Annotated in this window: 6 protein-coding genes; 2 read left to right on the top strand and 4 right to left on the bottom strand. The window is 42.2% G+C overall.

The window, feature by feature from the left end; all coding sequences use genetic code 11:
* Positions 1-190 precede the first annotated feature (190 nt).
* The 3 genes from pyk to dnaE form a co-directional block, all read right to left on the bottom strand.
* A complete protein-coding gene (gene pyk / locus LFYK43_RS11320; protein ID WP_124978371.1) occupies positions 191-1,957 on the bottom strand; it encodes a pyruvate kinase in 1,767 nt (588 codons plus the stop codon).
* A gap of 92 nt (positions 1,958-2,049) precedes the next feature.
* Entirely contained in the window at positions 2,050-3,012 is a 963-nt protein-coding gene (pfkA, locus tag LFYK43_RS11315; protein WP_124978369.1) for a 6-phosphofructokinase, read from the bottom strand.
* 129 nt (positions 3,013-3,141) lie between these two features.
* The gene (gene dnaE, locus LFYK43_RS11310; protein WP_124978367.1) at positions 3,142-6,483 is read right to left on the bottom strand and encodes a DNA polymerase III subunit alpha; all 3,342 of its coding nucleotides are present in this window, start codon (positions 6,481-6,483) and stop codon (positions 3,142-3,144) included.
* 429 nt (positions 6,484-6,912) lie between these two features.
* On the opposite strand from dnaE, the gene LFYK43_RS11305 reads away from it, so the two are divergent.
* Together LFYK43_RS11305 and LFYK43_RS11300 are read left to right on the top strand one after the other, a co-directional pair.
* A complete protein-coding gene (locus tag LFYK43_RS11305; RefSeq protein ID WP_124978373.1) occupies positions 6,913-8,154 on the top strand; it encodes an RNA-guided endonuclease InsQ/TnpB family protein in 1,242 nt (413 codons plus the stop codon).
* A gap of 263 nt (positions 8,155-8,417) precedes the next feature.
* Positions 8,418-8,612 (top strand): DUF2929 family protein, encoded by a 195-nt coding sequence (locus LFYK43_RS11300; RefSeq protein ID WP_124978366.1) that lies wholly within the window; start codon positions 8,418-8,420, stop codon positions 8,610-8,612.
* A 32-nt stretch (positions 8,613-8,644) separates the two neighbouring features.
* Here LFYK43_RS11300 and clpB read toward each other — a convergent pair whose 3' ends face one another.
* Positions 8,645-11,248 carry an ATP-dependent chaperone ClpB gene (gene clpB / locus LFYK43_RS11295; protein WP_124978364.1) on the bottom strand — a complete coding sequence of 868 codons (2,604 nt, stop codon included), beginning with the start codon at positions 11,246-11,248 and terminating at the stop codon, positions 8,645-8,647.
* Positions 11,249-11,598 lie beyond the last annotated feature (350 nt).

Raw genomic sequence — 11,598 nt, 5'->3', positions numbered from 1 at the left:
CAGTTTTTTAAGCATGAATATGCGCAGAGAGATCAAAAAAGCCACCCGTCCCATTCAGGAACAGGTAGCTTGATCAAGCTATACCAATTTTTTGAAATTTTAAATATCATTCCCCATCAGTACCACTTGACGAAGAGCCCAGCTTTTTAACAGCTTGGAAATGCTCTTAAAACTAAATATTTATCTGATATTAAAGCGCGTTGGAAGCACCATGGTAAACAATTCCGCGACGTGAATCAACTGTCACAACTTCACCTTCGGATACCAATGAAGTGGCATCATGAGCACCAACTACTACAGGGATACCCATTGAGATACCGACAACTGCAGCATGAGAAGTCAAACCGCCATTTTCAACGATCAAAGCAGAAGCTTTTTCGATAGCTGGCAAGTAGTCTTTATCGGTGTTCTTAGTTACTAAGACGCAGCCTTCGACAGCTTTGCTGTTGGCTTCTTCAGCGGAGCTGGCAACTACAGTCTTACCAATTACAGTTTCATCGCCAACACCTTGACCTTCAACGATCTTTGAACCGATCAATTGGATCTTCATCACGTTAGTTGTGCCTTTTTCACCAACTGGAACACCAGCGGTGATCAAAATCAGGTCGCCTTCTTTAGCAAAGCCTTCTTCTTGAGCTTTTTCTGTTGCCAAAGCAAACATTTCGTCCGTTGAAGCAGGTGTGTCAGCTAAAACAGGTTGAACACCCCAGTTAACTGAAAGGCCGCGACGTGTTCTTTCATCAAAAGTAACGGCCAAGATGTTAGCATCTGGACGATATTTTGAAATCAAACGTGCAGTATGACCAGATTTTGTAGCTGCAACGATCGTCTTGATATTTAAGTTATCAGCAGTTTCGGCAACTGAGCGGGCAACAGCTTCAGTAACATCAGTCTTATCAAAATCGTTGATTGAGAAGCTCTTATGCTGACGCAAAGTATTTTCAGCCTTAACGTCGATCCGAGCCATTGTTGCAACTGATTCTACAGGGTAATCACCATTAGCTGATTCACCTGAGAGCATCGTAGCATCTGTGCCGTCGAACACAGCATTAGCAACGTCAGATGCTTCAGCACGTGTTGGACGTGGATTTTCTTGCATTGAGTCAAGCATCTGTGTAGCAGTGATAACTGGCTTGCCGACTGCATTACACTTCTTGATCAAGCTCTTTTGAACCAAAGGAACATTTTCAACTGGGATCTCAACACCCATATCGCCACGAGCAACCATTAAACCATCAGAAACTTTGAGGATCTCATCGAAGTTATCAATACCTTCTTGTGATTCGATCTTTGGAAAGATTTGAACATGTTCCATGTGTTTTTCTTCCAAAAGTTCACGAATCTCTAGAACATCTTGAGGTTTACGTACAAATGAAGCAGCGATGAAGTTGATCTCGTGATCCAAACCAAAACGAATATCATCGGAATCTTTTTCAGTGATCCCAGGCAGGTTGATCGAAACGCCAGGAGCGTTAACACCCTTCTTAGAACCTAAGACACCCTCATTCAAAACTTTACATACGAGTTCTTGGTGTTCTTCGTCTTTTTCTTCGATCTGCATGTCGATCAAGCCATCATCGAACAAGACATGGCCGCCAACATGAACATCAGCATATAAACCAGGATATGTGACAGCAATTTTCTCCTTGGTTCCTTCGATTGAATCATCCATTGAGATGCGAACTACATCACCAATTTCAAACTTCAATTTACCGTTTTCGCCTTGTTGAACAGTAGTCCGAATCTCGGCACCCTTGGTATCAAGCATCCGGCCAACCATCTTGCCAGTGATTTTTTCTGCTTCAGTAACTAAATTCATCCGGCCTAAATGTTCTTCGTGATCACCATGTGAAAAGTTGAAACGGAAAACATTTGCTCCAGATTCAATTAATTTGACGATTGTGTCAATGTCATTACTAGCAGGTCCAAGTGTACTTACGATCTTGGTTTTTTTCATTATAAGTTACCTCTCCTTTTGGATGTAAAAGTAATATTGATCCCTTAAAGTTAGAAACTCAAAAATAAGTGTGATAAAACGACTGCGGTTGTTTAGAACCTTACCCGATCATTTAAATCTAATAAAGAAAGATCGGTTTGATGCTTATGGTTTTCAAGAGTATCGATGATCTCAGTTGCAACAAGTTTATTATCATGAACACCCAAAGCTAAGCCGCCTTTGCCTTCTAATAATAAACGGACAGCATAATCGCCTAATTGAGAAGCAAAAACACGGTCTTTTGCTGTTGGCTGGCCACCGCGTTGAATATGTGCTAACGTCACGGCGCGACTGTCGAAATCACCATATTGGTCAAGTTCTTCTTTAAACTTCTGCGCTGACATCACACCTTCGGCGATAACGATCAGGCCATGATCTTTGCCGTTTTCACGGTTCTTGATCAATTTGTCAGCAACTGCCTTGATATCGTATTTGCGTTCTGGAACGATGATTGCGTCTGCACCAGTAGCAATACCAGCCCATAAAGCTATATCGCCAGCCCCGCGGCCCATAACTTCAACGATGAAGGTTCTCTGATGAGATGTTGCAGTATCGTTGATTTTATCGATCGCATCAACGGCAACATTAACAGATGAATCAAAACCGATCGTAAAGTCAGTCCCAGGAATATCATTATCGATCGTCCCTGGAATGCCGATCGAGTTAAAGCCGTGTTGTGTTAAGCGTTCTGCACCATGGTATGAACCATCGCCGCCAATAACAACTAAAGCGTCGATCCCAGCCTTTTTAAGCTGCTCGATCCCCTTTAATTGATATTCTTTTTCCGCAAATTCCGGAAAGCGAGCTGAATATAAAATCGTGCCGCCTCGTTTAATGATGCCGTCTAGTCGATCAAGGTTCAAAAGTTCAATGTCCCCTTCAACCAGACCCTTGTAACCATAATTAATACCATATGCTTCCAAGCCGGCAGAGTTAGCAGAACGTGCAACTGCTCGGATCGCAGCGTTCATACCTTGAGAGTCCCCACCACTTGTCATAATACCAATGCGCTTCATGTTTTCACCTCAAAATAAGATTTCTGTTGTGTTACATTCTCCAATGTTCATATTATCACTTTTCCCTGTGCTTGTCTTGTTTATTTCGAAAAAATATGAAACTTTTCATGCAATTTACATTGGTTTTCATTAATGCAAAACAACGTTTTGAGCGCCCAGCAACTGAGTCAGTGCCTCTTGCGCCCCGCTATCTTCGCTTAACCAGAAATCTTTGTGCAATAATGTTTTTTGATCTGATTTTGTATCAAAAATGATGACAGGCGTGTTTCCATGAAAAGATGTTAGTATTTTTTTCAAAGCTTGTTTCTGTTCCACAGAAATTCCCGATTCTAAACGAATAAAGTAGCGCTGCATTTTTAATTCATTGGCTGGTTTGATCATGCGAATCAAAAGTGATAAACCCTGCCGCTCTTCAGTATTGCCGCTGGCTAGGATCACAGCTCCCTCGTGGAGTTTTGCAGAATATTGCCGATATTGCTGCGGAAAAAGGGTCAGGTCAATTGTTCCGGTTTCGTCATCCGCCGTTATAAAGGCCATTTGTTCGCCTTTTTTGGTGCGGATAGTCTTGATCTTCTTAATTGCCAGGATCGTCGAAACGTTTTGATTTGGCCGGATCTGTGCGACCTTTACCGTTTGGTAAATTGGAATCAAGCTGGCATATTTTTCAACTGGGTGCCCAGAAAGAAAAGCACCCAAATAATAATTCTCTTTTTCTAGCTGCTCTTCTGAACTTAATTCTGAAATAGCAGTGTCCGGCTTGGGAGCCAGCATTTCGAATAATTCAACGTTGCCCCCGCTTAATTCTGCATTTTTGAGCATCTGAGGAAGTTGCGCTAACACTTGAGCTCTTGATGGGTTAAATGTATCAAAAACGCCGCTATATATCAAAGCTTTGATACTATCCTCTTTTAGATATTCCACAGGCATTCGCTGTAAAAAATTGTTGAAATTTTGATAACTTCCATGTGTTTGACGCTCATCCAAGATGACTTTAACGAAATTACGTCGAACAGTCTTGATACAGCCGAGACCAAAATAGATCTCCTGGCCTTTTAAAATGAAATACTTTTGGCTGAGGTTGATATCAGGAGCATGCACAATAATTTTATTACTTTTGGCTTCACTTAAATACGTTTTGATTTTATTGTCTGAACCGATCACTGAATTGAGTAGTGCTGCGTAAAAAGCAGCTGGATAATGACATTTAATGTAAGCAAGTTCAAAAGCCATCTTAGAATAAGCAACTGCATGAGACCGGTTAAATCCATAGTCACCGAAACGACCGATATATTCATAGACCTTAGCTGCATTTTCCGCCTTAAATCCCTTATATTTAGCTCCGCTGATGAATTTTTCGCGCATATCCGCAATGACATCGTGCTTCTTTTTACTCATAGCTCTGCGTAAAAGGTCAGCTTGACCCAATGAAAAACCGCCCATGGCTGATGCAACCTGCATGACTTGTTCTTGGTAGACCATGATCCCGTAGGTCGCTTCCAAAATTTGCTTCAGTGCTGGATCAGGATAAGTGACTCGTTTTTGTCCATGCTTACGGGCAATAAATTCATCAATGTTATTCATAGGTCCGGGCCTGTATAAAGCATTTACTGCAGCGATGTCCTCAAAAGAAGTCGGAGCTAACTTACGTAAAACGTTCTTGATCCCATCGGACTCAAACTGAAAAACACCATTGGTCTTGGCCTTTTGAAAGAGCTGTAACGTGTTGGGATCGTTCAATTTGATTTCGTTAATATTTAGTTTTTTATTATAGCCGACTTCTATAAAACGCAGTGCATTTTCCAGGATCGTTAGATTACGTAAGCCTAAAAAATCCATCTTCAACAAGCCGACCTCTTCGACCTCATCTTTGGCAAATTGCGTCATTAACATCTGATCGGAACCTAGCTGGACGGGAACGATCTCATCTAAAGGCTGCTCACTCAAAATCACTCCGGCTGCATGGACAGAATAATGGCGCGGCAGACCTTCAAGGCTAGAAGCAGTCTGAAATATCAACGCATTCTTTTGGCTGTCTGCCACTAAATTCTGCAGCTTTTGCGACTGCTGGTATGCTTGAGACAGACTGATATGGAGTATTCCGGGCACGGCTTTACTCCATTGTTCCATTTCAAATGAAGTGGCACCCATCACACGACAGACATCACGTAAAGCTTGTTTTGCCGCTAAAGTTCCGAAGGTAATGATCTGTGCCATTTGCCGGTGACCGTATTTTTGATGAACATATTCGATCACTTTTCCGCGTTTCAAGTCCGGGATGTCTAAGTCGATATCAGGCATCTGCGCGCGTTCTTCGTTTAAAAAGCGCTCAAAGAGCAAGTCATATTGCAGCGGGTCAACATCAGTGATCAGCAGACAGTACGCCACTAGAGAACCAGCAACCGACCCACGCCCGGGACCGATCATGATCTGATTTTCATGGGCAAAATTAGTGACATCCCAGACGATCAAAAAATAATCATTAAAGCCCATCCGACTGATCACAGCTAGTTCATGATTTAAGCGTTCCTCATATTCTTGGCGCGAAGCAGACGATTTGTTCTGTAACCTTTTTTCTAATCCCTGTTGGCATAACTGTTGTAAATAATCTTTTGAACTAAGACCTGAGGGTGTTTGAAATTTTGGTAACCGAGTTGGCGGAAATTCCAATTCAACCGTCAGTGAACTAATTAATTCCTGTGCGTTTGCGAAGGCATCAGCGAGCCCAGATTGCTGGTATTCATCGGCAAATTCATGCGGAGATTTGAGATAATGCGGTCCATCCACTCTTTTGGTTAATTCGGTTGCAGTCATTTTTGTCCCAGAGTCGATTGCTTGTAAGACATGAGCTTGAAAATTTTGTTCCGGCCGCAAATATTTAACTGCCGCTGCAGCAACGACCTTGACGCTGCTTTTATCGGCTAATTTGCGTAAAGAAACCACTAATTGATCGTCCATTTGTGAACTTAAGCCGACAAAAAGACTGTCAGGGTCACAAGCTGCTTTTAACTGAGCTAGCCAGCGCTGAGCATTTTCGAAATCATTAACGGCTAAAGCTTCAGTTAGATAGCCCTGGCTGGTTGGTGTTATCACCATGATCTCGTGTAAAAAAGGTTCAATTTCACTCAAAGAGAGCTGATTTCCCGCCAGCTCATTTTCTTGTTTAGTCATTTTTAAACTGGAAAGTTTAACTAAGTTCTGATAGCCCAGTTTGTTTTTAGCAAATAAGATCAATTCATTTTTTGACGGCTGTTGCTGGGTGCTGTCATGCAGTTGGAGAGTCAGTCCTAGTAATGGTTGAATATTATTTTGCTTGCACAATTTATAGAAGTCTAAAATCCCATACATTACGTTGATGTCTGTCAATGCCAAGGCTTGATAACCCATTTTTTTGGCAGTGTCGATCAGCTCCGAAATTTTTAAGGGACTCTGTAATAAACTGTAGCTGCTGATAACTTGTAGCGGACTATACATGTGCTCACCTCATTGAAATTGTTACGCACGATCTGCATTCAGGTCTTGCTGGTTTTTAATGGCTTTTAAAGTTAGTAGCTAACTTCGCAGCTGCCGTACTTACTTTAATTATACCCAATTCTCTAAACAGCTTCAAAACGGATTACCATTTCGAATCGTCTTTCGCTGAGAAAGCTTGCTTTTTTTTACTTCGCAAACTCAGTATTTTAATTAAAAACAGAGCAGAAATCCCGTGACTTCAGTCATGGGATGAATGCGCTCTTGGTGTACGATGAAGCATGCTTATTGTTGCATTGTATCGTTTGTTTGTGACGAAATCTGCTCTGAATATCATTATCAAGGAACGTATGTTTTGATGTTTATGCCTGATCCGTATATAATATATTTAGTATTTTATGGAAGCAGGTGAAAGCAGTGACAAAGTTGAGCATGAAAAAACTGCCGTATCATTACGGTGTAAAAGCGCGTTGTTATCCTTCTAGCCATCAAAAAGCAATTATCAAGCGTAACAGTGACGCTAGTCGTTTTGTCTACAATGAACTAGTGGCGATCAGCCGTGAGTTATATGAGTTAAAGCAAGTCAAGTTACCAATCGATACGGTTCAACAACGAATTCACCAACTTGAACAGCGTAAAAAGACGACCAAGAACATCAGTGATGAGCACTTGTTTTTATGCCATAAAGATATTGACAGCTTGAGTTTAGCGAATGCCAAACAAAACTACGCTAAAGCATGGAAAGCTTTTCGTAAAGTGCACCGGAGCGGAATCCCTGTCTTTCACAAGAAAAATTATACTTGGAAGTATCAGACTAATGCTCAATACGGCAGCAAAGCCACCATACCGTCTTTGCTAAATGGCACCGTCAAGTTTCTGGACCGCAACCATGCTAAATTACCCAAGCTTGGTGTCATCAGAACTAGCGCTGTCCGGAGTAAAATTTGGGAGATGCGTGAAGTGGTTAGAATTGGCACTGTGACGATTACTAAAGACAGTGCGGACTGCTTTTACTTGAGTTTCCAATTAGGTTCAACCCAACCTTTTATCGGACAAGTGACCTTTGCCAACAAAAAATTGGGTGTTGACCTGAATACGGAAAATTTCTTGACTGACAGTAATGGGGCAGTCGTCGCTAATCCTCGTTATTATCGTAAAATACTCAAACAACTTAACCGGCAAAAACGTAAACTCTCACGCCGACAGCTACGAGCCAAGAAAGAGCACCGTTCTTTGTGCGACGCTAAAAATTATCAAAAACAACGACTGCTCGTGGCTAAAATGCAAGTCAAAGTGGCACATCAACGACTGAACTTTCTACATAATTTGACAACTGAATTAGTCAAGAACCACGACTTCTTGGTTGCCGAAGAGTTAAGAAGCAGTAACATGTTGAAGAACCATGCCCTTGCCTTATCGATCAGTGATGCTGGTTGGCGGCTATTTTTGCAGCAACTGCAAAGCAAAGCTGAACTTTATGGCAAGATATTTGTGGCAGTTGATCCGCGTAACACCACGCAGACTTGTTCAAAGTGTGGGTATCTATTGGCTGGTAATAATAAACTGACTTTGAAGGACCGAACCTGGCAGTGTCCGCAATGTCACACCAAACATCAACGTGATCACAATGCAGCCAATAATATTTTGGCCAAAGGAATCGATCAATTAGCGTAAATACAAAGCCCCTTGGCAACTTGGGGGCTGAATGCACTTGGTAAGTAGCATGTCAGACGGCTTAACGACTTCGGTCCATAAGACGCAGTGCTGTATCTAGTGAAATTGCAGCAAGCACTCGTTGGGTGCTAACGACTACAAGCCACGGGTTTTAACCCGTGGTAGTTGACAACATAACAACTAGATACAACCTAATTTTTCAAATTTACTGGTCCCTGACTCCATTTTTGTGCTAAACTACTTATAAATAAGAGGTGAAAAAAATGGCTAAACAGCTGACTTTACTTTTCTGGAGTGCAATTTACGGATTGGTATTGGGGTATATTGTTTCCGCATTGACAGGTGCAGAATTCAACATTGCCTATAGTATTGGGATCCCAATGGTTACTAGTCTGATCGTCATGAATTTACTTGCTCCAATGCTAACATCAAATACAAAATCACAAAACAAGCAATAAAAAAACGCCGCCTTTGAGCAGCGTTTTTTATTTTAAGCCGTTTGACTTGCTTGAGCCGTAAAAACCAAATTATCCTGTTGCCCTAAGCTGATCACAACACGCGAATGAGGCATGATCTTGCCTGCAATTATCTCTTTAGCCAACGGCGTTTCAACTTGATCAGTAATAAACCGCTGCAGCGGCCGCGCACCGTATGCCGGTTCATAACCTTTTTGGGCTAACCATTTTTTGGCATCCTCGTTGATCGTTAGGGAAATTTCTTTACTTGCCAATCTTTTTGACAGCTGGTTGATCAGTTTATCGACAATTTTCTCGATCGCGGCTAATGTCAACGGAGTAAACATAATAATACCATCGATCCGGTTGAGAAACTCTGGTTTAAAGTGCGAGCGAGTCAATTGCATCACAGATCGACGAGTTTCTGGTGAAATTACTCCGTTGGCTTGGACTTGATCCAATAAAATATCTGAGCCCAGATTAGAGGTCATGATCAAAATAGTGTTTTTAAAGTCAACGGTCCTTCCTTGTCCATCAGTCAATCGACCATCGTCTAGAACCTGCAGCAAAAGGTTAAAGACATCCGGGTGAGCTTTTTCAACTTCATCCAGCAAAATGATCGTGTATGGATTGCGCCGAACTGCTTCGGTTAACTGACCTCCTTCTTCATATCCAACATAGCCTGGAGCTGCCCCCACCAGCCGACTTACAGAGATTTTATCCATATATTCACTCATGTCAAGTCGTACCATGTGTTTTTCAGAGTCGAAAAGATTTTCAGCCAGTGCCTTAGCCAGTTCGGTTTTACCGACGCCAGTGGGACCTAAAAACATAAATGAACCCAAAGGCTTGGAAGGATCCTGCAAGCCGGCACGTGAACGCAAAACAGCATCAGAGATCGCGGTGACTGCTTGATCTTGGCCGATGACGCGTTGATGCAAACTATCGGCGAGATGCAATAATTTTTGTCGTTCGCCTTCAACTAATTTAGCGACCGGGATCCCAGTTGAACGGCTGACAACTGCCGCAATTTCATTTTCTGTGACTGATTCTTCAACCAGCCAGTCTGAAGGACGGTCATTTTTTTCCAACGCTGACAGCTCTTTTTCCAGGCGCGGGATCGTGCCGTGCTGCAGTTTAGCAGCTTTTTCCAAATCATAGTTGCTTTCAGCGTCAGCAAGCTGGTATTTGGCCTGGTCGATTTCGGCCTTCTTCTTGCTGACTCGTTGAATATCTTCTTTTTCACTCTCCCAGCGCATTTTCAGCTGGTTATTTTTTTCATGCTGTTCTGCTAATTCTTGCTGAACTTCAGCCAGACGCTTTTGAGAAGCTGAGTCTGTCTCTTTTTTTAGTGCCGCTTCTTCGATTTCTAAGCGCATCACAGTACGTTGTACTTGATCAAGTTCAGTTGGCACGGAATTCATCTCAACTCTGATCTCAGCACAAGCTTCATCTACCAAATCAAGTGCCTTGTCCGGTAGAAAACGATCTGTAATATAACGGTTAGAGAGTGTTGCTGCCGCCACTAAAGCACTATCGTGGATTTTAACTCCATGGTGGATCTCGTATCTTTCCCTTAATCCCCGCAAGATCGCAATGGTGTCTTCAACAGAAGGCTCTTGAACAAGAACTTTTTGGAAACGACGCTCTAAAGCTTTATCTTTTTCGATATTCTCGCGATATTCGTCAAGGGTCGTTGCTCCGATCAGATGCAGTTCGCCGCGTGCCAGCAAAGGCTTTAGAATGTTGCCCGCATCCATACTTCCCTCAGTTTTTCCTGCACCAACGATCGTATGGATCTCATCGATGAACAAGATGATCCGGCCTTCACTTTTGGTGACCTCTTTCAAGACAGCTTTTAACCGTTCTTCAAATTCGCCGCGATATTTAGCACCAGCGATCAAAGATCCCATATCCAAGGAAAAAATCGTCTTGTCTTTTAAATTGGCTGGAACATCTTTTTTTACGATCCTTTGTGCCAAACCTTCGACAATCGCAGTTTTCCCGACACCGGGTTCACCGATCAAGACGGGGTTATTCTTTGTTTTGCGAGACAAGATCCTGATCACGTCACGAACTTCTTCATCTCGGCCGATAATGGGATCCTGCTTGCCTGTCCTGGCTTCTTTGACCAGGTCGATACCATACTTTTCTAATGCTTGATACTGAGATTCTTGGTCTTTAGATGTCACGCGGTCTCCACCTCTTAAATCTTCAATCACTTTCCCCAGCTTTTTTTTATTCAATCCCTGCTGGACCAAATATTCAGTGAGCGGATGATATTTTAATTCCATGAGTGCCAGCAGCAAAGTGTCTAAAGCAATGTATTCATCACCGAATTTACTTTTGACTTGTTCAGCCTGCTGCAGTAACTGTAATAAATTGCGACTGATATTTTGGCCGTAAGTTACACTACCGGAAACCACCGCGATCGAATCCAGCTGGCGGTCGATTTCCTGATCGAAAGAAGTGACATTTATTCCCGCCTTCTGATAGACATCTGCAGCAAATTCGCCCGGCTGCACCATGAACTTAAATAGGTGAGCAACATCAATTTCCTGGTGTTTGCGGGTTACTGCAATTTGCCGAGCCTCGCCCAGTGCCTCTTGCACTGCGGTGGTCATATCCTCATTGTTCATCTAGACTATCCTTTCTCCAAAATTGCTGTTATTTTTCTTCTACTCAACCTATTATACCGAAACTAAAATTTGATGCCAATAAAACACTCACCAACTTTGACCAAACTGTTAAAACAAGGTTTGTAAGGCAAAAAAGAAACCCTACCTTAAGGATAGAGTTTCTCTTTCAGTTCTATAATATCTGGTACTGATAGAGAAATTTTACTATCTGTACCAGTTTTTTTGTTTTTTGTATTATTATAAAAAAAGAGACAAGGCCACTACACCTTGTCTCCCCAAATCCAATACGTCTAAATGACGAAAATAGAAAGAAGTTTTGTTCATGGATAATTGTACACTTGATCGTCTTG

It is taken from the genome of Ligilactobacillus salitolerans (genome assembly GCF_003864415.1).
Classification (GTDB): Bacteria; Bacillota; Bacilli; order Lactobacillales; family Lactobacillaceae; genus Ligilactobacillus; species Ligilactobacillus salitolerans.
Note: the sequence above shows the minus strand (reverse complement) of the source record. Positions and strands in the feature narration are given on the sequence as shown.